This window comes from Kineosporia corallincola, from assembly GCF_018499875.1.
Classification (GTDB): Bacteria; Actinomycetota; Actinomycetes; order Actinomycetales; family Kineosporiaceae; genus Kineosporia; species Kineosporia corallincola.
Genome location: NZ_JAHBAY010000008.1, coordinates 194,921 through 218,872 on the forward strand (window position 1 = coordinate 194,921; position 23,952 = coordinate 218,872).

Here is a 23,952-nt window from a genome sequence, read left to right on the forward strand (position 1 = left end):
TCAGTCCGTAGCGTTCCGCTGACCAGCGGGGGTCCGGTTCACCGGGCCCCCGCTGGTCGTTTGCGCCACGGGTGCGGAGGTCTGGCGCTGCCGGTGCTCCCGCAGCGTGTAGAGCACGGCGGCCACGGTGAACAGCAGCGCGACGTCCATGAACACCATCTGCGAGTAGCCGTCCTCGGGCAGCAGCAGGATCGACAGCCCGGCGGCAGACACCAGGGCCACGTTGAACACGACGTCGTAGAAGCCGAAGACCCGCCCGCGGAAGGCGTCGTCGACGTCGCCCTGGAGGATCGAGTCGACGCAGATCTTGATGCTCTGGCCGGTCATCCCGAACACGAACGAGCCGAGGTAGAGCAGCCACCGGGCGGCGTCCGCCACGAAGAGGGCCTGCACCATCGCGGCGATGCCCAGGCAGGCGCCGATCCAGCGCCAGGCTCCGATCCGGCCGGCCACCAGCGGGGTGAGGAAGGCGGCCGCGGCCACCCCGACACCCAGCGCGGCCACGGCCTGCGCCAGCAGCGTGACGCCGGCGTCCGGGTTTCCGGGGTCGCTGAAGAAGTTCCGGCACAGCAACATCACCGTGATCGTCATGATCCCGTAGCCGATGCGGTGCAGGCCGATCACCCCGAGCGCGTTGGCCACGGTGCGGCGGCCCCGCACATGCTCCGCTCCGGCCCGGAGATCGCGCAGCACGTCCCGGGCCACCGAGCCGAGCGACCGCAGGTTCAGCGGGGCGCTGACGTCCGGCCCGAGCAGGGTCCGGGGGATGCGCAGCGCGAGCAGCGAGGCGGTGGCGTAGCCGAGGGCCGCGATCGCGACCACCGTGGCGTCGGTGCCGTCGCCGGTGCCGAGCAGGGTGCGCAGGCCGTAGCCGACGGCGCCGCCGGTCATCGTGGCCACGGTGCCGCAGGTGGGGGAGACCGCGTTGGCCATGACCAGCTCGTGCCGGGGCACCACGTGCGGCAGTGAGGCCCCCAGGCCGGCCAGGAAGAACCGGTTCATCGACAGGCAGGCCAGGGCGGCGACGAAGACCGGTGGCCCGACGCCGACGGTGAAGATCATGAGGGCCACCGTCAGCACCATCACCGAGCGGACGGCGTTGGCCAGGAGCAGCACCTGCCGTCGTTGCCAGACGTCCAGCAGGACGCCGGTGAACGGTCCGATCAGGGTGTAGGGCACCACCGTGACGACGGCCGCGACCGCCACCGCGGTGGGGGTGGTGGCCCGGTCGGCGGAGAAGAAGACGAGGCTGGCCAGGCCGACCTGGAAGGCGCCGTCACTGGCCTGGGAGACCAGTCGCACGCAGAACAGCTTGCGGAAGTTCCCGCCCCGGAGCACCACCAGCAGGTCGGAGAGGAAGGACCGTCTGTTCGCGGACACCCGACCAACAGTAAGCCGGTATGGCGCTCGTCACCTGTCGGAGGACGACCGGTGGGCGCGGGGCGGACGGCGGAGGTTCAGCCGTTCGCCGGTGCGGTGGGCGGCACGAGCGCCTCGACGGGCAGCCCGCGGGAGAGGCGGTCCACGGCCCGCAGGGCGTGCGGGATCCGGTGCCGGCCGGCGAGCTGTCGCACCAGGCTCGCCGCGGCCTCCGGCGCCAGCCCGGCGGCGGTGACCAGGAGCGGCCGGGTGGAGGTGCCGCGGCGCACCTCCAGGGCGTGGGTGGCGGTGCGGAACGCGGTCTTGGCCACGCCGACCACGGTGATGCCGAACTCGTCGTGCACGTAGCGGCCCATCCCCGGGGTGCCGGACGGGTCGAGGTCGACGAACCCGTCCACCACGAGAAGGTCCGGCAGCCGGTCGAGTTCGGACAGCACGGCGCGCACGGGCGGCAGCTCGCGCCGGTAGAACAGACCGGGCTCGTAGGGTGCCACGTCGTCCACCATTGACACCCGCGCGCCGGTGAGCCGCGAGAAGGTGGGGGAGTCGCCGAGCACCAGGGCCGCCCGGGCACCGCCGGTGGGTGGATATCCGACATCCACCGCGGCGTATGTGTCGATCACCTCGTCGCCCCTTCGTGCCGTTCGCCTGACCTGGGCATTCTGGTCCAACTACGGTGTGACGGGTGGGGCTTCTGAGCGATATTTTCTGGGTGGGGGTCAGCGGTCTGCCGCTGACCGTGGTTCTGGCGGTCTGCGGCGGTGTGCTGCGGCTCGCTCTCAAGCGGTTGCCGGACTGGTACTTCCCGGCCGCGATGGTGCTGATCGCGGCGGTCGTGGCCTACGCGTTCCTGTACCTGTACCGGCTGGACGGTGACGGTGGGCTGGAGACGATCCTGCCGCTGCTGTACCTGTTCAACGCCGTGGTGGCCGTGGTGATCATCGGCGTGTGGTGGGCCGTGCTCGCTGTCCGGCGTCGCCGCCGGGTTCTCGCCGTCAGCTGAGAGACCAAGAGCCGGGCAGCCTTTCGGCTGCCCGGCTCTTCAGTTCGCGGTGCGGATCACTCCTCGCCGCGGATGAACTTCTCCACGTTCTCGCGGGCCTGACGGTCTTCGACCTGGACCGGCGGGGACTTCATCAGGTAGGACGAGGCCGAGATGACCGGTCCGCCCTGGCCGCGGTCCTTGGCGATCTTCGCGGCGCGCAGGGCGTCGATGATCACGCCGGCCGAGTTCGGGGAGTCCCAGACCTCGAGCTTGTACTCCAGGTTCAGCGGCACGTCGCCGAACGCGCGACCCTCGAGGCGCACGTAGGCCCACTTGCGGTCGTCCAGCCACTGCACGTAGTCGCTCGGGCCGATGTGCACGTTGCGGGCGCCGAGGTCGTGCTCGATGTTGCTGGTGACGGCCTGAGTCTTGGAGATCTTCTTGGACTCGAGGCGGTCCCGCTCGAGCATGTTCTTGAAGTCCATGTTGCCGCCGACGTTCAGCTGGTACGTGCGGTCCAGGACGACGCCCCGGTCCTCGAACAGCTTCGCCATCACGCGGTGCGTGATCGTGGCGCCGACCTGGCTCTTGATGTCGTCACCGACGATCGGGACACCGGCGTCGATGAACTTCTGCGCCCACTCCGGGTCGGAGGCGATGAAGACGGGCAGGGCGTTGACGAACGCGACCTTGGCGTCGATCGCGGCCTGCGCGTAGAACTTGTCGGCCTCCTCCGAGCCCACCGGCAGGTAGCTGACCAGGACGTCGACCTGACGCTCCTTCAGCACCTCGACGACGTCGACCGGAGCCTCGTCGGACTGCTCGATGGTCTCCAGGTAGTACTTGCCCAGACCGTCGAGCGTCGGACCGCGCTGCACGGTGACGCCGGTCGGCGGCACGTCGGCGATCTTGATGGTGTTGTTCTCGCTGGAGTTGATCGCGTCCGCGAGGTCGAAACCGACCTTCTTGGCGTCCACGTCGAACGCCGCGACGAACTCGATGTCACGCACGTGGTAGTCGCCGAACTGGACGTGCATCAGACCGGGGACCGTGCCCTGCGGGTCAGCGTCGGCGTAGAAGTGCACGCCCTGCACCAGCGAGGACGCGCAGTTACCTACACCGACGATGGCAACGCGGATGGAGCCCATGCGTTTCTCCTTTTGGTTCTAACGGGATCGTGAGCGGCGACCGGGCGCCGGGGACTGGGGTGGCTACCGGCCGTCGTCGTCAGGGGGGTGGGTCATGTTGCTCGACCTCTCGGTGTCGATCAGCTCGGAGAGCCATCGCACCTCGCGGTCCACGGATTCCAGCCCGTGGCGCTGTAGTTCGAGCGTGTACTGCTCGGCGCGTTCCCGGCTGCGTTGCATCGTCTGCCGGTAGCCCTCGCGCCGCTCCTCCAGCCGGCTGCGCCGGCCCTCCAGGATCTGAAGCCGGGTGACGGCGTCGGTCCTGGCGAAGAAGGCGAAGTGGACGTCGAACCGCTCGTCCTCCCAGGCCGCGGGCCCGGGGTGGCTGACGAGGGACTGGAAGCGTTCCTTGCCCTCAGCGGTGAGCTCGTAGACGATCCGGGCCCGCCGGCCGGCCAGGGGCGAGGCCGGGGCGGTGGAGTCGGGCGCCTTGGCGACCGGGTCGGCCTCGCGGATCCAGCCGGAGGCCAGCAGCGATTTCAGACACGGGTACAAGGTGCCGTAGGACAGGGCCCGGAGCGGACCGAGCAGGGCGTTGAGCCGCTTGCGCAACTCGTATCCGTGGAGCCCGGACTCCTGGAGCAGACCGAGGACAGCCAGCTCCAGGACGTCACTGCGACGGCCCATGGCGGCACCTCCTCTTCCTGGTTCCAGGTCGGGTCTCGAGCGGACCCGGATACACGGGACGCCGATACCCCGTTACATCGACGCAATGTATCGGAGCGATATATCCGAGCTTCGGATCAGAAGATACGGCGCCGTGAACCCGGGGACAAGACCGGGTGGATCACAATTGACGATTCGGGGTGGAGTGGTCGCACACAGTGAAAGCTGCGCTATTGCGACAACCTCACAGCGAAAAGCCCTAGGCTCGTCACCGGCGGATTTGGGAAGACGAGGGGGGTCGCCGCACACTGGACCGATCCGTCAACACGGACTAAAGCCTCAGGGCGCACGGAAACTGGAGGGCAACGGCCATCGTGGAACGTCCTTCTGGTCCATCCCGGCGCCGTCCCGGACCCCCCGACGGCGAAGCGAACGGGCGCGACGGCCTCGGCGGCCGTCGCCTCGGCGGTCAGCAGTCCGGCAACGGTCTCGGCGGACAGCGGTCAACCGGTGGTGAGCAGCCCGGCCTCGGTGGCCGTCGGCTGAACGCGCAACAGGGCCAGTCCCGGCAGGGGCTCGGCGGGCACCGCAACAGTGCCAACGGTAACCCGGCCATGGGCTCGCGCCCGCCGGCCGACACGCCCGCACCGCAGGGACGGCCCCCGCAGCCGTCCCGCCGCTCGCAGCAGCAGGCGCCGGGTCGCTCCGAGCAGCCACCCCAGCCGATGTCGCGTCGGTCGCAGCAGCGCCAGCAGCAGCCCCCGTCCCGTTCCGAGCAGCGCTATGCCGAGAGCCGTAGCGTCGCGCCGCCGGAGACCCCCTCACGTCCGCCGGCTCCCGGTCCCTACGAGCGTGGTCCGCGCGACGAGCAGCCGCTGCGCCCCCGGGGCACCAGGTCGGCCGAACGCGCTCCCGAGCGTCCCTCGGCCCGGCCGGTCGCCCCGGCCTCGGAGAGGCCGTATTCGGCACTCTCGCCCGATCGTCACGACGACAGCACGGCCGTTTACGGCGCGTCGCCGTACGCCGAGCTGGGCCCTGGGGCACAGTCGCCGGATGAGCTCTCCCGTGGCCGTCGCATGCAGAACCGCCTGCGCGACAGCCAGGCCGGCCGGATCCTCGCCAACACCGGTGCCCTGAACATGTTCATGAACGGGGAGGGGGAGCAGCTGGACAGCAAGTCCTCCCCGCCCCGGCGGTCCCGGGCCCGGCAGGGTGGTGGCGGCGGTCGTGACGGCGAGGACGGCATGCCGCCGCAGGGCTACCGGCGCTACCTCAACTACCCGCGCTGGGGAAAGGCCGGGGTCAAGCGCTGGCTGCCCTCGTGGAAGCTGGTCACCGGCGTCTTCTCGTTCTTCGCGCTGCTGATCGTCGGCGTCGTGTTCTGGTTCTACAACTCGGTCGCGCTGCCGGCCGAAGACCCCGACACCCTGGCGCAGACCACCACCGTCTACTACTCCGACCAGAAGACCGTGCTCGGCAAGCTCCAGGTGCAGAACCGGGAGAGCGTCGAGCTGGCCCAGGTGCCGGACTACGTGCGTAAGTCGGTGCTGGCCGCCGAGGACAACACGTTCTACTCGAACAGCGGCGTCAACCCCACCTCGATCGTCCGCGCCGTGCTCGCCACGGTCAGCGGCGGCAACCAGCAGGGTGGCTCGACGATCAGCCAGCAGTACGTGAAGAACGTGTACAACCAGAAAGAGCTCTCGTACAAGCGCAAGCTGAACGAGGCCGTGCTGGCCATCAAGATCAACCGCACGCTCGGCAAGGACAAGATCCTTGAGCGCTACCTGAACACCATCTACTGGGGCCGCGGTGCCTGGGGCATCCAGGCCGCCTCGAAAACGTACTTCAACAAGGACGTCTCGAAGCTGACCAAGTCGGAGGGCGCCTTCCTGGCGGGCATCATCAACGCCCCCGAGGCCGCCGACCCCAGGGACGAGGACCCGACCCACGCCGAGCGCGCCGAGCGGCGCTGGGGCGTCGTGCTCGACGCCATGGTCGGCGAGGGCTGGCTGGACGCCTCGGAGCGGGCCCAGATGACCTTCCCCAAGGTGATCAAGGAGAAGACCACCCAGTCCACCACCGGCCAGGCCGCCTACCTGATGGAGATGGTGAAGGAGGAGGCGGCGGAGGCCGGCTTCGACGAGAAGGCGCTCACCACCGGTGGTTACAACATCACCACCACCTTCAACAAGCGTCTGGTCACGGCCGGTCAGAAGGCCGTGAAGGAGTGGACCGGCGACGCCTCCAAGAACCTGCGCGTCGGCATGGCCTCGATCAACCCGAGCACCGGTGGCGTGCTGGCCATCTACGGCGGCACCGACATCAACAAGCAGCTGAACCAGGCCACCAAGGACCGAGCCCAGGCCGCCTCCACGTTCAAGGCCTTCGGTCTGGTGGCGGCGCTGAAAGACGGCGTCAGCCTGAAGTCCTACTACGACGGCAACAGTGGCAAGATCATCGAGGGCGTCAAGGTCAGCAACTTCGGCAACGAGAAGCTGGGCCAGATCGACCTGGTGAAGGCCACCGCGCAGTCGGTCAACACCGTCTACGTCGCGCTGAACAGTGAGGTCGGGCCGGAGAAGTCGCAGCAGGCGGCGATCGACGCGGGCATCCCGAAAGACACGCCCGACCTGAAAGACAACCTGGTCAACGTGCTGGGCTCGGCCAACGTGCACCCGATCGACATGGCCGATGCCTACTCCACCTTCGCCGCCCAGGGTGTGCACCGGCAGTGGCACGTGCTCACGTCGATCGCGAACGGTGAAGACAAGGAAGAGGTCTACACGGTTCCCGAAGACGTCACCAAGGGCACCCGGGTGTTCGACAAGGACGTCATCGCCGACGCCACCTACGCCTTGCAGCACGTGGTCACCGAGGGCTCCGGCTCCTACGCCAAGAGCCTGAACCGGCCGATCGCCGGCAAGACCGGTAGCTCCACCGACAACAAGTCGGCCTGGTTCATCGGCTACACCCCGCAGGTGGTCACCGCGGTCGCCCTGCACCAGGTGGGCAAGGACGGTACGAGCGTGGTCTCGCTCGACGGCTTCGGCGGCTTCTCCGAGATCACCGGTGGAACCATCCCCACCCGGATCTGGACCAGCTACATGGAGGCCGCGCTCAAGGGCAAGGACGTCGTCGACTTCCCGGACCCGGCGATGGGCGGTCAGGTGACCAACGCGTCGCCGACGCCGGAGGTCACGCAGACCCCGACGCCGACCGTGACCGAGACGCAGACCCCGACGCCCACGGTGACCGAGACCCAGCAGCAGCCGACGCCGGACGACACCAACAACTGGCAGACGTCCACGCCGACGACGACGGAGACGGCCGACCCGGACGTGACCTCGACCGACGAGGCCACCACCACCTGGCCCGGCCAGGACGACGACGATGACGACGACAACAATCCATTCGGATGACGGGTAGGCGAGTCCGGCAGCCCAGCCTCAGGCCGGGCTCGCCCCGCTGGTCGCAGATTCCGGCGGACACCGACGACGGCGAGAGCGCCTACGCGCTCTCCCGTCTCGATCCGCTGGTCCGCTCGGCCAGTCCCGTGATCGGTGGCCCGGCCGGGCGTCGCCTGGCCTCGGCCACCGGTTTCTGGCGTGCGGCAACCGTTCTGGTGCTGCTGTCCGCCGTCGTCTTCGGCCTCGGCATCGTGCAGAAACAGCACTGCCGGGCCGAGGGCTGGTCGTCGCCCGACCAGTTCTGGCACGCCTGCTACAGCGACATCCCGGTGGTCTTCGCCAGCTCCGGCCTGGGCGGCGCCGACCGCCCCGACCTGACCACGGCCCTGAGCCCGGACACCGGCCTGGGTCAGCCCCCGCTGGCGGGCCTGATGATGTGGGTGACCTCCGCCGTCATCGACGGCGACCAGGTGGGCGCCAACCGCGACTACTTCGACCTCACCGCCCTGCTGCTGGCCGCGCTCCTGGCGGTCGCGGTGGCGGCGGTCAGCTTCACCCTGGACCGGCGCGGCTGGGACGCCTCACACCTGGCCCTCAGCCCCGTGCTGATCACGGCCGGCCTGATCTCGTACCAGGTCCTGGCCATCACCCTGGTCGCCCTCGCCCTGTTCGCGCTGTCACGCAACCGCGCGGCCGCCGGTGGTCTCCTGCTCGGCCTGGGGGTGGCAGCCGCCCCACAGGTGGCGGTCGTCGGCGTCGTGGTGGCCGTGCTCGCCCTCTGGCGCAGCGGCACCTACCTCCAGTCGCAGACCGACGAGGCCGGACGTGACCCACGGGCCCTGGCCGGGGTGACCTTCGCCGGCGTCACCGTGATCACCTGGCTGGTGCTGCGCATTCTGCTGCTGCCCGGCCTCACCGGTGGATTCGGCGACGTCTGGACGGACTGGCGCAAGGGCACCCCCGGCTACGGCTCGCTCTGGCTGATCCCCAAGCTGCTGGCCGACTCGGCACCCGACCCCGCCTCGTCCTGGGGCGGCCGGTTCGTGCAGGTGCTGTTCGGCTGGCTGTTCGCCGCCGACTCGCTGGGTGGCGCCGTCACCTCGGTGCTGGTCGTGATCGCCCTGCTGGTCGCCGGGGCGGCGCTGCTGCGCCTGACGGTGGTCAAGGTCGCCCCGCTCTCCCCGATCCGCACCGGCACCCTGATCGAAGACGGCGTCGATCCCGGCACGGGCTCCTCGTCGTCCACCGTTCTGGCCGACTGGGTGACCCGGCGGGTCGCGCCCGCCTCGCTCGCCACCCTCGCCGTCGTGCTGGTGACCGCCAAGTCGCTGCCCGCACAGGCGTCCCTGCTTCTGCTCCCGCTGATCGCCCTGAGCGGCCTGCGCTGGCGCGACCACCTGATCTGGGCCGGCACCGAAGCCGTCTACTTCGTCGGCATCTGGCTCTACATCGCCGGCGAGACCACCGCCAACCGCGGCCTGCCCTCGCAGTTCTACCTGCTCATGCTGGTGGCACGGCTGGCCGGCATCGCCTGGGTGGGGGTGCAGGGCGTGCTGGTGTACCGCGCCACCGGGGCCGGAGCCGAGGGCTATCCCGATCAGGTCGGCTTCACCGGCAGCCTGAGCATCCGGGAGATTTCGCCACCGGGCCTTGACGAAGGTACGCTTCTGGGCGATCGCGATGCCGGAACACCGGGTACTCCGGCCTGAACCGGCATCCGAGACGCTGAACCCTCCTGTCACGGAGAGACCGTGACCGCTTAGACCGAAGGAGGTGGGTGTTCGCATGCGTCAGTACGAACTGATGGTCATTCTCGACCCCGAGCTGGAGGAGCGGACCGTCGCGCCCTCGCTCGACAAGTTCCTCAACGTCATCCGCAAGGGTGGCGGCACCGTCGAGAAGGTCGACATCTGGGGCCGTCGCCGGCTTGCGTACGAGATCAAGAAGAAGGCCGAAGGCATCTACGCGCTGGTCGACATGACCACGACGCCGGCCGACGCCAAGGAGCTGGACCGTCAGCTGAACCTCAACGAGTCGGTGCTGCGGACGAAGCTGATCCGCCCCGGCGCTCGCTGAGTCCTCTCATCGCCGTACGGCTACCAGCCACCGGCACCCCCACCAGCAACCAGCAGGACCGGAGAGAAACCGCATGGCCGGCGACACGACGCTCACGCTGATCGGCAACCTCACGAACGACCCCGAACTGCGTTTCACCCCGTCCGGGGCGGCGGTGGCCAACTTCACCGTGGCCTCCACCCCCCGCGCGTTCGACCGCCAGTCGAACGAGTGGAAAGACGGCGAGACGCTGTTCATGCGCTGCTCGGTGTGGCGTGAGGCGGCGGAGAACGTCGCCGAGTCGCTGACCCGTGGCTCCCGGGTGATCGTCACCGGGCGGCTGAAGAGCCGCACGTACGACACCCGTGAGGGCGAGAAGCGCACGGTCGTCGAGCTCGAGGTCGATGAGCTCGGCCCGTCGCTGCGCTACGCCACCGCCAAGGTCAACAAGACCCAGCGCAGTGGCGGCGGCGGTGGTGGCTTCGGCGGCGGTGGCGGCGGGGGCTACTCCGGTGGCGGTGGCAACAACGGCGGTGGTGGCGGTGGCGGCTACTCCGGTGGCGGCAACCAGTCCGGTCCGGCTGACGACCCGTGGGCCACGGGCCCCTCGTCGTCCGGCGGTTCCGGGTTCGGCGGCAGCCAGGAAGAGCCCCCCTTCTGATCTCGCACCGATCCCGATCGGTGACCCCACTCGTGCAGTAAGGAGTAACCACGATGGCCAAGCCACCCGTGCGCAAGCCGAAGAAGAAGCAGAACCCCCTGAAGGCCGCCAAGATCACGGTGGTCGACTACAAGGACACCGCTCTGCTGCGGAAGTTCATCTCCGACCGTGGCAAGATCCGGGCCCGCCGGGTCACCGGTGTCACGGTGCAGCAGCAGCGTGAGATCGCCAAGGCCGTCAAGAACGCGCGGGAGATGGCTCTTCTGCCGTACTCCAGCTCGGCCCGCTGAGTAGAGGAGACGCGAAGATGAAGCTCATCCTCACGCATGAGGTCTCCGGCCTGGGCACCCCGGGCGACGTGGTCGAGGTCAAGGACGGCTACGGCCGTAACTACCTGGTCCCGCGCGGCCTGGCCACCACCTGGTCCAAGGGTGGCGAGAAGCAGGTCACCGCGATCCGCAAGGCGCGCAAGGCCCGCGAGATCGCCACGCTCGACGAGGCGAACTCGGTCAAGCAGAAGCTCGAGGCGAAGCCGGTGCGTCTGGCCGTCCGCGCGGGCGGCTCCGGCCGTCTGTTCGGTGCGGTCACGCCGGCCGACATCGCCGACGCGATCGTGGCGGCCGAGGGCCCCAAGGTCGACCGTCGCAAGGTCGAGCTGCCCCAGCCGATCAAGACCACCGGCGACCACACCGCCTACGTCCGGCTGCACGCCGACGTCCAGGCGAAGGTGACGCTGAAGGTTGTCGCCGAGAGCTGATCCCGGCTCGGCACGAAGACCCCGGTTCCTGCTCAGGCAGGGGCCGGGGTCTTTTTCGTGGGTCCGCGAGCCGGGTCGCCGGGATTGGCTATGGATCCGCGGCACTGTTCAGCGACAATGTTTCCTATGAGTAACGCAGCACGGCCGTCATTCGGACGCCGCGTGTACCTGAACCTGTTCAAGGTGTTCGGCCCGGCCGACGTGAAGCCTGTGGGCCCGCCGCCCGTCCGTGACCACGCCGACCCCACCGTCCCGGTCGGCTACCACCTGGAGACCTACACCCAGGCCGACGGCGTGAAGAAGCGAATCATGGTGCAAGACAGCGAATAGCCGGCGAACGGTCAGCGGTAGGCGCCGGTGACCAGCCACTGGTCACCGCGCTCACGCCGCCGCAGCACCACGGCCCGCACCACCATCCAGCCGCCGGCGAAGGCCACCCACAGCCACACCAGCCCGGCCTTGCCGTCAGGTCCCCACAGGCCGATGGCGATGGCGGCCGGGGCGTACAGAGCGGTCTGGGCCACCGCCGCGTAGGCCAGGAACCGGCCGTCACCGGCCCCGATCAGCACCCCGTCGAGCACGAACACGTAGCCGGCGACCGGCTGGGTCAGGGCCGCCACCACCAGGGCGCCGGTCAGTGCCGTGCGCACCTGCGGATCGTCGCTGAACAGCGGCCCGAGCAGCCCGGCGCACAGCAGCAGCACCCCGGCGAACAGCACGCCCGCGCCGATGCCCCAGCGCACCATCCGGGCCGTCGCCTCGCGCACGCCCTGCACGTCACCCGCACCCAGCGCGGTGCCGGTCAGGGCCTGCCCGGCGATGGCCAGCGCGTCCAGACCCAGCGCCAGCAGGTTCCACACGTTCAGCGCCACCTGGTGCGCGGCCAGCGCCGGCGCACCGAAACCGGCTGCCACCCCGGTGGTCAGGAGCAGCAGCATGCGCATCGCCCCGGTCCGGATCAACAGCGGGACGCCGGTACGCCCGGCCAGGCGCACCCCGGCCAGGTGCGGCTTGAGCGAGACCCCGGCGCGCCGTGCGTCACCCACCACGTAGCCGATGGCGGCCACCGCCATGCCGCACTGGGTGATCGTCGTGCCGATCGCCGATCCCGCGATGCCCCAGCCCACCCCGTGCACGAGAAGCAGATTGAGGACGGCGTTGAGCACCGCCCCGCTCACCGCTATCCACAGGGTCACCCGGGTGTTCTGCAAGCCGCGCAGGACCCCGACGAGCGCGAGCACGATCAGCATGGCCGGCACGCCCGGCAGGGCCCACCGCAGGTAGACGATGGCGGCGTCGCGCACCCCCGGCTCGGCCCCCGCCGCCCCGACCAGGTCGACGGCGTACGGGGCGACCAGGTAGCCCAGCACCGCCACCGCCAGCCCGATCCCCAGAGCCAGCCACGCGGCGTCCATCCCGATCGCGATCGCCCGGGTGCGCTCACCGGCGCCCATCAGCCGGGCGACGCTGCTGGTGGTGCCGTAGGCGAGGAACACGAAGATGTAGACGGCGGTGGTCAGGATACCCGCCGCGATGCCCAGGCCGGCCAGCTCGGTGGTGCCCAGACGCCCGACGATGGCCGAGTCGGCGAGCAGGAACAGTGGTTCGGCGACGAGCGCTCCCAGAGCCGGCAGGGCCAGCGCCAGGATCTGCCGGTCCGTGCCGTTGCTCCGGCCGGGTTTCCTGCTCAGCCGGACCACCTCGCTGTTTCTGTACACATTCGGCGGGTCCGTACGACCCGACTGCCACCTCACAGTCTGCACGACGCTGTGGAACCGGACCGGAATGCCCGGATCCTGGCTCGATCGTCGCCGGACGGTCGACCGGAGCCGGAAGGCGTGTGGCTGAAGGGGGCCGTTGTGCGACCTTGCGGTGACCATGCACCAAATCGAGACCAGCCGTTCGGCGTCCACAGGGGGTGGATGGTTGCCGCGCCGGTCAGGGCGGGTTGCCGGGCGAGTTCGTCACCGGTTCTCCCCACTGTTTTCCACAACCTGTGCACAACACCCCGGAGTTGTCCACCGGTTGTCCACAGGTGGGGGCGAGTTATCCACAGCCCGTGGAGCGAGGCCGTTGAGCGGTGCGCGGGAACCCCGTATTTTGCGTAGGCCTGCTCACCTGCCGAGTCGGTAGCGGGGCGCCAGCTGGGAAGAGGATTCGATGTCCATCGCAGACCTGTCCATGTCTCCGTCCGACTCGGGCAATGGGCCGGATCTAGGACGCACGCCGCCGCAGGACGTGGCGGCGGAGCAGAGCGTGCTCGGCGGCATGATGCTGTCGAAGGACGCCATCGCCGACGTGGTCGAAGAGCTCCAGGGTGTGGACTTCTACCGCCCGGCCCACGAGCTGGTCTACGACGCGATCCTCGACCTCTACGGCCGGGGTGAGCCGGCCGACGCCGTCACCGTCGCCGCCGAGCTGACCAAGCGTGGCGAGCTGTCCAAGGTGGGTGGCCCGGCCTACATCCACACCCTGATCTCCTCGGTGCCCACCGCCGCGAACGCCGGCTACTACGCCCGCATCGTGCGGGAGCGCGCTGTGCTGCGCCGCCTGGTCGACGCCGGCACCCGCATCGTCCAGCTCGGCTACAACGGGGCCGACGGGCGCGGAGGCGGTGACGTGGAGGAGATCGTGAACTCGGCCCAGGCCGAGATCTACAAGGTCGCCGAGCAGCGCACCAGCGAGGACTACGCGGCCCTGTCCGAGGTGATCGAGGGGACGATCGACGAGATCGAGGCCTCCAGCCACCGGGGCGACGGGATGACCGGCGTGCCCACCGGCTTCGCCGACCTGGACGGCCTCACCAACGGCCTGCACCCGGGGCAGATGATCATCATCGCCGCACGTCCGGCTATGGGTAAAAGTACTTTCGGACTGGATATTTTACGATCTGCCGCGATTCATCACCGGATGACCTCGGTGATGTTCAGCCTGGAGATGGGGCGCAACGAGATCACCATGCGCCTGCTCTCGGCCGAGGCCCGCATCCCGCTCCAGAACATGCGCAAGGGCACGATGCGGGAAGAGGACTGGACCCGCCTGGCCAAGACGATGGGCGACGTCAGCGACGCCCCGCTGTTCATCGACGACAGCCCGAACATGTCGCTGATGGAGATCCGGGCCAAGTGCCGGCGGCTCAAGCAGCGGCACGACCTGAAGCTCGTGGTGATCGACTACCTCCAGCTGATGACGAGCGGCAAGCGGGTGGAGAGCCGTCAGCAGGAGGTCTCCGAATTCTCCCGGGCCATCAAGCTTCTGGCCAAGGAACTCCAGCTGCCGGTGATCGCGCTCAGCCAGCTGAACCGTGGTCCGGAACAGCGGACGGACAAGAAGCCGGCGATGTCCGACCTTCGTGAGTCGGGCTGCCTCACCGCCGACACCCGGGTGCTGCGTGCAGACACCGGCGCCGAGACCACGATGGGTGAGCTGTTCGCGAACGGTGCGAGAGACGTCCCGGTGTGGGCGCTCGACGACAGCCTGCGGTACGTGCGCCGCCATCTCACCCACGTCTTCTCCACCGGCACCAAGCAGGTGTTCAAGGTGCGGCTGGCCTCGGGCAAGGAGGTGCGGGCCACGGCCAACCATCCGTTCCTCACCTACGAGGGCTGGACGCCGATCGGTGACCTGACCCCGGGGGCGCGGGTGGCCGCACCCCGGCACGTGATGGCCCCCGAGCTGATCACCACCTGGCACGACGACGAGGTGGTCGTGCTCGCCCACCTGATCGGCGACGGGTCGTTCGTGAAGCGGCAGCCGATCCGCTACGCCAGCGTCGACGAGGCCAACCTGACGGCCGTGACCGAGGCCGCGCGGCACTTCGGTATCACCGCCGTGCGGGACGAGCACGCCGCGGCCCGGGTGACCACGCTGCGGCTCCCGGCGCCGTACCGGCTGACCCACGGACGCCGGAATCCGATCGCGGCCTGGCTCGACGGCCTGGAGCTCTTCGGCCTGCGCAGCCACGAGAAGTTCGTGCCGGAGCCGGTCTTCTCCCTGCCCAAGCGGCAGATCTCACTGTTCCTGCGGCATCTGTGGGCCACCGACGGCTCGGTCACGGTGAACCGGTCCGGACGCGGCGGGCGGGTGTACTACTCCTCCACCAGTCGCCGGCTGATCGACGACGTGTCCCGGCTGCTGCTGCGGTTCGGCATCTCTGCCCGGGTGCGCACCGTCATCAAGGCCGGGTACCGGCCCGGGTACACGCTCGACGTCTCCGGTGTCGACGACCAGCGTCGTTTCCTCAACGAGATCGGTGTGCACGGGGCCCGGGGGGAGTCGGTGACCCGGCTGCTGGAGGTCGTGAGAGACATCGAGGCCAACACCAATGTCGACACCGTGCCCAGGGAGATCTGGGGCCGGGTGCGGAATGTGCTGGCGGAGCAGAAGATGTCGCACCGGGAGTTCGCGGCCGCGATGGGCACGCAGTTCTGCGGCAGCACGATGTGGAAGCACGCGCCCAGCCGGGAGCGGCTGGGCCGGGTGGCCGAGCTGCTGGGTGACGCCGACCTGGAGATGCACGCCCTGAACGACGTGCTCTGGGACACCGTGGTGGCAATCGAGCCGGACGGAGTCGAAGAGGTCTACGACGCAACGGTTGTCGGCAGTCACAACTTCATCGCCAACGGCATCGCCGTGCACAACAGCATCGAGCAGGACGCCGACATGGTCATCCTGCTGCACCGGGAAGACGCGTACGAGAAGGAGTCACCGCGCGCGGGTGAGGCCGACTTCATCGTGGCCAAGCACCGTAACGGCCCCACCGACACGATCACCGTGGCGTTCCAGGGGCACTACTCGCGCTTCGTCGACATGGCCCAGTAGGGGATCCCGCCCAGGAGCGGCATTCTGCTGACGGGAGGTCGGGACCGGTGAGTTCCGGTGCTCAGCGGTGGGAACGGGCGCAGCGTCTCGACGCGGCGGGTCTGGTCGAGGAGTTGTACGCGCAGACCGGGGTGCGGCTCGTGGTGGAGGGGCCGTGCTCCGGTGGGCAGGTGGGGGCGGCCTTCGTCCGATGGATGAGGGGCCCGGACGTCACACAGGACGGGACGGCGGTTTCCCCGGGCCGTCGTTCGGTGCTGAAATGGCGCCCGCACAGCCGCATGGAAGACCTGCGCCGCGGGCCGCTGGCGGCGCAGGAGGTGTCTCGCGCAGCGGGGATCCCGGCGCCGGCCACCCAGCTCGTCGCCCAGGTCGGGCATGCCGTGGTGATGGTGCAGGAACTGCTGCCCGGCGCCGCTCTCGACGCGAAAACCCTCGATGAGAACATCCTGGACCAGGCTCTGAGGATCAACGAGCGGCAGGCCGGGCTGCTGCGCGACCGGCCCGACGTTCCCCAGGTGCAGCTGTACCTGACCGACGACGGGCCGGGCTACTGCCTGCACGAGCCCCTACGGCAGTACAACGCTCGCACCGCCGCCCTGGAACGGCGCATCGTAGCCGTCACTCCGGCGAGCGAGCCCGGCCACGACGTCGTCCATCTGGATTTTCACCCCGGCAACCTGCTGGCCCGCGACGGCACCGTCACCGGTCTGGTGGACTGGGACGGCGCCGGGCGCGGGCACCGGGGGCTGGACCTGGTCACCCTGCGGTTCGCCGTCCACCAGGAAACGGTGAGCCGGCGCCTGGACGAGATCCTCGACGGCCTGCCCTCCGACGTGCTGGCCGGATTCTGGGCGCACATGAGCCTGCGCCTGGTGGACTGGGCGATCCGGCACCACACCGCCGGAGACGTCGAGAGATACCTGGACCTGGCCGAACAACGCCTGTAGAGCTAGCTCGCCTCTCCGGGGACCTGGGCGGCGAACAGCTCGTGGGTGCGGGCCGAGTAGATGTTGTCCTCGCGGGTCAGCGTCTCCTCGCCGGTCACCCGCTGGGACTCCCGGTGCGCGGCCGGTGCGCTGAAGCTGATCACCGGAGCCTCGAAAGTGTCCAGGGCACCGGTGATGTCGCCGGATTCGACCGCGGTGCGCAGCGTGACCCGCTCGCCGGCGGCGACGGCCGAGCCGGGGGTCCAGGTGGTCACGGCCAGGTTCCCGGTCACCCCACCGGCGGCCGACCCGGGCAGCTCGCGGCCCGACGAGTCGTAGGCGCCGGTCACTCGCACACCGGTGAAAACCCTTGCGTCCAGCGCAATCCGGATGCGTGACCCGGCCGGTAGCGCCGCCGGGCCGACCGCGCGGAAGGTGACCAGCCCGGGATAGAGCGCCACGAAGCCCGCGTCCCAGCGGGCCTCCTGCCAGGCCGCACCGACCGACGCGCCCCAGGGCCGGGACACGTCGGCGGCGTCCTGGCTCACCGTCGCGGCCGTGCCGTTCACCGTGATCGAGACCGGCACCGGCTCGCTGACCAGGTCGTCCGGGTACTGGGCCGGGGCGGGGGTCAGGGTGCCCGCGGCCAGGGTGTAGTCGCCTGCCGCCAGGCCGCCGGGCAGCGTGACGGTGAGCGTGGCCGTGTGCGTTCCGTCGTCCACCATTGGTCGTGCCGCCGCCGAGAACACGGTGCCGGCCCCCTGGCTGACCTGCACCCGCGAACCCGCCGTGTACAGGCGGTCGTCCCAGGTCAGCGTGACGGTGGAGCCGGGACGCACCGGGTCGGTCACCTGCATGCGCGCCCCGAGCTGCACGGGCATCCGCACGGCGCTGCCGTTCCTGGCCAGGATCGACCGGAAGCCGTTGCGAACCGCCAGTTTCGGCTTTCGCACCAGCGGTGCGGCCGGTGCGGCCGGTGCGGCCTGTGCGGAACCGGCACCGGCGCCCAGCCAGGAGACGGCCACGGCGAGCGTGCCACCGAGCAGGGTTCTGCGGTGAAGTCGGGACATCCGGATCTCCTCAGGAAAGGGAAGCCATGAACGCGGCGTAGGCCTCGGCCATCACGGTCGCCTCGGCCCGCGTGGGCATCTGCTGGCCGGCCGACAGGTTCGCGGCGGCCCGGATCTTTCCGGCCGCCAGGTCGTGGAACACGCCGACGTCGACACCGTCGATGAGCGGGGTGAAGGCCGAGGCCAGGTTCGCCGGCGAACCACCGAAACGCTCCTGGTAGAAACGGTTCACGCGGGTCGCCGGGCTCTCCTTGTAGAGCCGCCGGATCACCTCGGACAGCAGCGCGCCGTCGTCCAGCCGCCGCGCCACCAGCCAGGCGTCCGCGTCGGCCACCACGTCGAGCCAGCCGAAACCGCTCGCCGAGCCCTTCGCGCCGATCTCGCCCGCCAGCCATTCCCGCAGGCCGGTGCCCGGGTAACTGCCCCAGACCGAGAGCAGGTCGAGCATCCATCCGCCCAGGTCACCCAGGCCGTACTCACCCTGCGTGCCGGGTGCGCCCCAGACCTGGTAGCCGCGCAGGGTGGCCGCGAAGTGCCGGAAGTCCAGCGCGGTGGCGGGTTCCGCGGGGGCCAGCGCTGCCAGCGCGGCCTCACCGGTGCTGCGGGCCAGCGACTCGTCACCGGTGTCGTCGATCGGGGTGTACACCCGCCACAGGGCCTTGAAATCCTCGTCGTCCCAGTAGGTCGGGCGCTGGAGTGCGTGCGCGATGATCGAGGGGGACATGTAGTTGTAGCCGACCAGGTCTTTCAGCAGCAGCCCGGCGTCGCTCAGACCCCGCTCGATCGCCACCTCCGCCCGCACCAGCCATTCGAAGAACACGTCGAAACCGGTGGCACTGGCCGAGCCGTGCTGCTCCACCGGCGGCGAGACCACCCGGGTCAGGTCGACCGGGGTCGCCCTCGACGACACCACGTCGTTGTCCACGGCCACCGCGCGGGTGGGCAGCGAGCGGGTGATCGTGGCGATCTGGTTGTAGTGCCACTCGCGCGGCATGGCGAATCCCATGTTGCCCGACCAGCCGGTCGACATCCCGGCCACGAAAGCGGCCTGCGCGTAACCCTTGTCGATCACCTTGGCGCAGACGTTGCGGGTGCCGTACACGCCGATCCGGTAGCTGGTGCCGATGACCTGCCCCATCGACTTCCGGACGCCGCGGAAGTAGTCCATGACCGGGCCGTCGATCACCTCGCCGACCGCGTCGAAGTCGACGGAGAAGAAGACGACGGTGTCGTGCGGCAGCCCGAGCGCCCGGCACCGCTCGGTCGCCTCCACGCCGTGGGTGAGCCCGTTGGCCTCGGTCATCACCGCGGCCTCGTTGTTCAGCCGCTGGTGGATCGGGAACAGCCGGATGCCGGCGGCGGCCAGGCCGTCGATCTCGGGCGAGAGGATGTTCTTGCCCTCGCCCACGGTGTAGCGCCCGACCGCGGTGTATCCGGCCGCGCGCAGGGCGACGGCGTCGGCGGCGGTCAGCTGGGTGCGGCAGTCGAAGCCGGTCGTGCTCCGGTCCACGTCGCCGTTGGAGACCAGCGCCGCGCACCAGGTCGGGTAGTCGGCCCGGCCGGAGGCGGGCAGCTCCATGAACGACTGGAACGACCTGGTCGCGGTCACCGTGCTCTGGTCGAAGGTGCCGCTGAACGGCACGTCGACCGCGTTGGCCCGCAGCGCGGCCTGGAACAACCGCACGAACCGCTGGGTGCCGTCCACCGATCCGGCTCCCACCTGCGCGGCCGTGGTCCGCAGGCCGGCCCGGGTGCCGGTGCCGAAGTTGCCGTTGGCGGTGCCGTCGGCCATCCCGATCTCGTACTGCACACCGAAGTACAGCGCCGTGGCCACCCCGCGGGAGAAGATGCCGTCGGCCGGGACCAGGGCGAAGTCGGCGCGGCCGGAGTAGGTGGCGTTGAGCCAGCGCTGCACCTCGCGCACCGGGTCGGTGCCACCGGACAGCAGCACGTAGGCGTCCATGGTGGTGAGCGAGAGCATCAGCTTCACGTCGATGAAGGCGCCGGTCAGGCCGAGGTCGCCGCGGATCTGCGACACCGCGTACTCGATCGCCGCGAAGGTCGGCGTGGCGCCCTGGTAGATGCCGGAATACCCCTTGCACCACAGAGCCGCGCTGACGATGCGCAGCAGGTTGGCCGAGGTGGTGTTCGCATCGACGCGGCCGATCTTCGCGGTGAAGGCGGCCGTGGTGGCCGGCCCGAAGCCCGAGCTGAGCGGGCTCACACCGAGCTCGATCTGAAGGGCCCGGCGGATTGCGTACATCGAGTTCCAGCCGGTGATGCCGTCTTCCGTCACGGTGACCCAGCCGCTGACCCCGCCGTAGGTGTCGTTGAGCCATGCCTGGGCGTATTCGACCTGGGGATCAGCCATGTCCGGCAGGCTAGGCGAAACGCTTCTGATGCTGCGATATGGGGCTTATCACCGCTTTTCCCCACAGAACCTTCACGATTGCTTCGGCGTTCGATCGAAGCGGCTTGCTATCGGGGCTTCCCACTGTGGACGACATGTGGACGACGTGTGGACGACGTGAGGCGCGCTCCTCACGTCGTCGTTCCAGAAATCTGACGCCGTGGTTCAGCCGGGTGGCTGTGAATGTGCCCGGGGTGCGGGTGTTTTTGTGGTGATGCCGCGAGGATCAAGGACGCCGGCCGCTCCGGAGAGCGGCCGGCGTCCTGCTGTGCTGCCGTCAGGCCCGGGTGACCGAGACCGTGGCCTCCACCTCGCCGACCGTGCCGGCGTAGCCGCCGGTCAACGGCTCGGGGCTGAGCTCGACCGCGTCGGCCAGCACCTCGCCTGCCACGAACTCCTGGTGGCTGCGGACGGCATCGAGCACCTCGGCCGGGCCGGACACGACGAGCCGGATCCGGTCGGAGATGTCCAGATCGGCGTCCCGGCGGGCCTGCTGCACGACGCGGACCACGTCGCGGGCCAGGCCCTCCACCTCCAGCTCGGGGGTGATCTCGGTGTCCAGCGCGATGGTGACGCCGCGCTGGGTCTCCACCACCCAGCCCGAGCGCGGCAGCTCGGTCACGACGACCTCGTCGCTGTTCACGTCGACCTTCGAGCCCTCGAAGTCGACCTGCACCGAACCGGCGGAGCGCAGGGCGGCGACCACGTCGTCGGCCGGCAGGGCGGCCAGGGCCTTGGCCACCCCCTGGGTCTGCTTGCCGAACCGCTTGCCCAGCGCCCGGAAGTTGGGCTTGACCTCGACGTCGACCACGGCACCGGCCGAGGCCAGGGTGTCGAGGTTCTTGACGTTGAGCTCCTCGGCGATGTCGTCGAGCAGCGCCTTCGGCAGGTCCACCCCGGCGGGCAGACCGACGTAGGCGGCGGCCAGCGGCTGGCGCACCCGCACCTTGCTGGCCTTGCGCGCGGCCCGGCCGGCCTCCACGGCGTTGCGGGCGGTGCGCACCTCCTCCGAGAGGGTGGCGCTCATCAGCGACACGTCGGCCACCGGCCAGTCGGCCAGGTGCACCGACTCGGGGGCACCCGGGTTGCCCGGGCGGACGACCAGCTGCCACACCTCCTCGGTGATGAACGGGACGATCGGGGCCAGCAGACGGGTCAGCACGTCCAGGCACTCGTACAGCGTGACCAGGGCGTCCATGTCGCCGTCCCAGAACCGCTGACGCGAGCGCCGCACGTACCAGTTGGACAGGTCGTCGACGAATTCGCCCAGCACGCGCCCGGTTCCGGCGGTGTCGTAGTTCTCCAGCTTCTGGTCCACGTCGCGGGCCAGGGCGTGCAGCTCGCCCAGCACCCAGCGGTCCAGGGTGTTGCGCTCCTGAGGGGCCTTAGCCGCGGACGGGTCCCAGTTGACGTGACTTGCGTAGAGACTGAAGAAGGACGCGGTGTTCCAATAAGTCATGAGCAGTTTGCGGGTGATCTCGTCGAGTGGGCCAGGGCCCACCCGGCGCGGGCTCCACGGCGATCCGGAGCAGGCCATGAACCAGCGCAGGGCGTCGGCACCGTGAGCGTCCATCAGCGGGATCGGCGCCAGGATGTTGCCCAGGTGCTTGCTCATCTTGCGGCCGTCCTCGGCCATGATGTGGCCCAGGCACACCACGTTCTCGTAGGGCGAGCGGTCGAACACCAGCGTGCCGACGGCCATCAGCGAGTAGAACCAGCCGCGGGTCTGGTCGATCGCCTCGCAGATGTACTGCGCGGGATACCGCTTCTCCAGCGCCTTTTCGCTGCCCGCCACGTGCGGGTAGCCGATCGCGGCGAACGGCATGGCGCCGGAGTCGTACCAGGCGTCGATGACTTCCGGCACGCGCGTGGCGGTTTCACCGCAGTCGGCGCAGGCGAAGGTGATCTCGTCGACGAACGGCCGGTGCGGGTCGAGCTGCGACAGGTCGCGCCCGGTGCGCTCGCCGAGCTCCTTGCGCGAGCCGATCGCCGTCACGTGGTCGTTCGTGCAGCGCCACAGCGGCAGCGGCGTGCCCCAGTAGCGGGTGCGCGAGACCGCCCAGTCGATGTTGTTCTCCAGCCAGTCGCCGAAGCGGCCGTGCTTGATGTGGTCGGGGTACCAGTTGGTCTGCTCGTTCTCGCGCAGCAGCTGCTGGCGCACGGTGGTGGTGCGGATGTACCAGGCGGGCTGCGCGTAATACATCAGCGGCGTGTGGCAGCGCCAGCAGTGCGGGTAGGAGTGCTCGAAACGCTGCGAGCGGAACAGCACGCCGCGCTTCTTCATGTCCATGATCAGCGGCTCGTCGGCGTCCTTGAAGAACAACCCCCCGACCATCGGGACGTCGTCCTTGAAGTGCCCGTTGCCGGCCACCGGGTTCACCACGGGCAGGCCGTTGGCGCGGGCCACCAGGAGGTCGTCGGCGCCGAAGGCCGGGGCCTGGTGCACCAGCCCGGTTCCGTCGCCGGTGGTGACGTAGTCGGCGAGCACGACGCGGTGCGCGTCGGGGATGTCGATCAGGTCGAACGGACGCTTGTAGCGCAGGTTCTCGAGGTCTCGCCCGGGCAGCTCGGCCAGCACCTCGGAGTCCTCACCCAGCACGGCGACCCGCAGCGGCTCGGCGACGACGAACGTCCCCTTGTCGTTCTTCGCCAGCTGGTAGGTGACGTCGGGGTGCACCGCGACGGCGGTGTTCGACACCAGCGTCCAGGGGGTGGTGGTCCAGATCAGCAGCTCGGCGTCGGCGTGCCCGGCGAGCGGCTCGACCAGCGGGAACCGCACGTAGACCGAGGGATCCTTGACGTTCTCGTAGCCCTGCGCGACCTCGTGGTCAGACAGCGCCGTGCCGCAGCGCGGGCAGTACGGCGTGACCCGGAAGTCCTCGCTGAGGCGGCCGTCGTTGTAGATCTTCGCCAGCGACCACCAGACGCTGTCCACGTACTCCGGAGACATCGTCTCGTAGGGGTCGTCCAGGTCGATCCAGTAGCCCATCCGCTCGGTGAGCTTCTCGAACTCGTCGACGTGGCGGGTCACCGACTCGCGGCAGCGCTCGTTGAAGAACGCGACGCCGACCTTCTCGATATCGGGCTTGCCGGAGAGGCCGAGCTCCTTCTCGACGGCCAGCTCGACCGGCAGGCCGTGGCAGTCCCAGCCGGCCTGGCGGGGAACGGCGTAGCCCTTCATCGTGCGGTAACGCGGGAAGAGGTCCTTGAACACGCGGGCCTCGACGTGGTGCGTGCCGGGCGCGCCGTTCGCGGTCGGCGGGCCCTCGTAGAACACCCAGCTCGCGCCGTCCTTCGTGCGCTCCAGGCTGCGCTCGAAGATCCGGTTCTGCTTCCACCAGTCGATGATCTTGTGATCGGTCGCGGGCAGGTCGATCTTCGTCGGCAGGCTGGCGAAGGGGGTGGCGAACGCTTGTTCTGCCATCGGGCTGGCTCTCCTCGTCACTCGCATGAGCTGGGCACTCTCATGCGGGGACGAAGCCGGCGGGCTCCGCGGTACCACCCCGCTTGCACCCGCCCGGTCACGACGGGTGCCGCTCGAAGACGCTGTGACGTGCGCCGATTCCGTCCGGTTCTACTGGGAGAGCGGGCTCTCTGTTCTTCCGGAGGCTCCCCGTTGATGGCGGATCAAAGCCTGTTCTCCCGAGTGTACGCGGGGCTGCAAATCAGTTCGTGGGCGACAGG

At 69.6% G+C, this 23,952-nt stretch carries 18 protein-coding genes; 10 read left to right on the forward strand and 8 right to left on the reverse strand.

Annotated features, from left to right (window positions below; translation table 11 throughout):
- Nucleotides 1-1,380, reverse strand: a complete 1,380-nt coding sequence (locus KIH74_RS20285) for an MFS transporter (RefSeq protein WP_214157579.1) — start codon at nt 1,378-1,380, stop codon at nt 1-3.
- A 77-nt stretch (nt 1,381-1,457) separates the two neighbouring features.
- Nucleotides 1,458-2,051 (reverse strand): endonuclease V, encoded by a 594-nt coding sequence (locus KIH74_RS20290; protein WP_246572737.1) that lies wholly within the window; start codon nt 2,049-2,051, stop codon nt 1,458-1,460.
- Nucleotides 2,052-2,065: 14 nt separating this feature from the next.
- Here KIH74_RS20290 and KIH74_RS20295 point away from each other — a divergent pair, with 14 nt between their 5' ends.
- Nucleotides 2,066-2,383: a hypothetical protein gene (locus tag KIH74_RS20295; protein ID WP_214157581.1), complete on the forward strand. Its 318-nt coding sequence runs from the start codon at nt 2,066-2,068 to the stop codon at nt 2,381-2,383.
- A gap of 56 nt (nt 2,384-2,439) precedes the next feature.
- Here KIH74_RS20295 and KIH74_RS20300 read toward each other — a convergent pair whose 3' ends face one another.
- Together KIH74_RS20300 and KIH74_RS20305 are read right to left on the reverse strand one after the other, a co-directional pair.
- Nucleotides 2,440-3,513 (reverse strand): inositol-3-phosphate synthase, encoded by a 1,074-nt coding sequence (locus tag KIH74_RS20300; protein WP_214157582.1) that lies wholly within the window; start codon nt 3,511-3,513, stop codon nt 2,440-2,442.
- Between the two features lie 63 nt (nt 3,514-3,576).
- Nucleotides 3,577-4,179: a PadR family transcriptional regulator gene (locus KIH74_RS20305; protein WP_214157583.1), complete on the reverse strand. Its 603-nt coding sequence runs from the start codon at nt 4,177-4,179 to the stop codon at nt 3,577-3,579.
- A gap of 353 nt (nt 4,180-4,532) precedes the next feature.
- Between KIH74_RS20305 and KIH74_RS20310 the strand changes: the two genes are divergently transcribed.
- From KIH74_RS20310 to KIH74_RS20340, 7 genes are all read left to right on the forward strand, one after another.
- On the forward strand, nt 4,533-7,580 hold the full coding sequence (locus tag KIH74_RS20310; protein WP_214157584.1) for a transglycosylase domain-containing protein: 3,048 nt from the start codon (nt 4,533-4,535) through the stop codon (nt 7,578-7,580).
- Nucleotides 7,577-9,277 (forward strand): glycosyltransferase family protein, encoded by a 1,701-nt coding sequence (locus KIH74_RS20315; protein ID WP_214157585.1) that lies wholly within the window; start codon nt 7,577-7,579, stop codon nt 9,275-9,277. The genes KIH74_RS20310 and KIH74_RS20315 overlap by 4 nt, the downstream gene beginning before the upstream one ends.
- A gap of 76 nt (nt 9,278-9,353) precedes the next feature.
- On the forward strand, nt 9,354-9,644 hold the full coding sequence (gene rpsF, locus KIH74_RS20320) for a 30S ribosomal protein S6 (RefSeq protein WP_214157586.1): 291 nt from the start codon (nt 9,354-9,356) through the stop codon (nt 9,642-9,644).
- A 73-nt stretch (nt 9,645-9,717) separates the two neighbouring features.
- The gene (locus tag KIH74_RS20325; protein ID WP_214157587.1) at nt 9,718-10,284 is read left to right on the forward strand and encodes a single-stranded DNA-binding protein; all 567 of its coding nucleotides are present in this window, start codon (nt 9,718-9,720) and stop codon (nt 10,282-10,284) included.
- Nucleotides 10,285-10,337: 53 nt separating this feature from the next.
- A complete protein-coding gene (gene rpsR, locus KIH74_RS20330; RefSeq protein ID WP_052528300.1) occupies nt 10,338-10,574 on the forward strand; it encodes a 30S ribosomal protein S18 in 237 nt (78 codons plus the stop codon).
- A 17-nt stretch (nt 10,575-10,591) separates the two neighbouring features.
- Nucleotides 10,592-11,041, forward strand: a complete 450-nt coding sequence (rplI, locus tag KIH74_RS20335; RefSeq protein WP_214157588.1) for a 50S ribosomal protein L9 — start codon at nt 10,592-10,594, stop codon at nt 11,039-11,041.
- Nucleotides 11,042-11,167: 126 nt separating this feature from the next.
- Nucleotides 11,168-11,371, forward strand: coding sequence for a hypothetical protein (locus KIH74_RS20340; protein WP_214157589.1), 204 nt, complete (start codon nt 11,168-11,170; stop codon nt 11,369-11,371).
- A gap of 11 nt (nt 11,372-11,382) precedes the next feature.
- Here the strand turns inward: KIH74_RS20340 and KIH74_RS20345 are convergent, their stop codons facing one another.
- A complete protein-coding gene (locus KIH74_RS20345; protein ID WP_308113927.1) occupies nt 11,383-12,759 on the reverse strand; it encodes an MATE family efflux transporter in 1,377 nt (458 codons plus the stop codon).
- Between the two features lie 442 nt (nt 12,760-13,201).
- Here KIH74_RS20345 and KIH74_RS20350 point away from each other — a divergent pair, with 442 nt between their 5' ends.
- Together KIH74_RS20350 and KIH74_RS20355 are read left to right on the forward strand one after the other, a co-directional pair.
- Entirely contained in the window at nt 13,202-15,862 is a 2,661-nt protein-coding gene (locus KIH74_RS20350; RefSeq protein WP_372492103.1) for a replicative DNA helicase, read from the forward strand.
- Nucleotides 15,863-15,909: 47 nt separating this feature from the next.
- On the forward strand, nt 15,910-16,809 hold the full coding sequence (locus KIH74_RS20355) for a phosphotransferase (protein ID WP_214157591.1): 900 nt from the start codon (nt 15,910-15,912) through the stop codon (nt 16,807-16,809).
- Between the two features lie 2 nt (nt 16,810-16,811).
- Here KIH74_RS20355 and KIH74_RS20360 read toward each other — a convergent pair whose 3' ends face one another.
- From KIH74_RS20360 to ileS, 3 genes are all read right to left on the reverse strand, one after another.
- On the reverse strand, nt 16,812-17,858 hold the full coding sequence (locus KIH74_RS20360) for a hypothetical protein (protein WP_214157592.1): 1,047 nt from the start codon (nt 17,856-17,858) through the stop codon (nt 16,812-16,814).
- Between the two features lie 10 nt (nt 17,859-17,868).
- A complete protein-coding gene (locus tag KIH74_RS20365; RefSeq protein WP_214157593.1) occupies nt 17,869-20,229 on the reverse strand; it encodes a glycoside hydrolase domain-containing protein in 2,361 nt (786 codons plus the stop codon).
- 316 nt (nt 20,230-20,545) lie between these two features.
- Nucleotides 20,546-23,692, reverse strand: a complete 3,147-nt coding sequence (gene ileS / locus KIH74_RS20370) for an isoleucine--tRNA ligase (protein ID WP_214157594.1) — start codon at nt 23,690-23,692, stop codon at nt 20,546-20,548.
- Nucleotides 23,693-23,952: the final 260 nt, after the last annotated feature.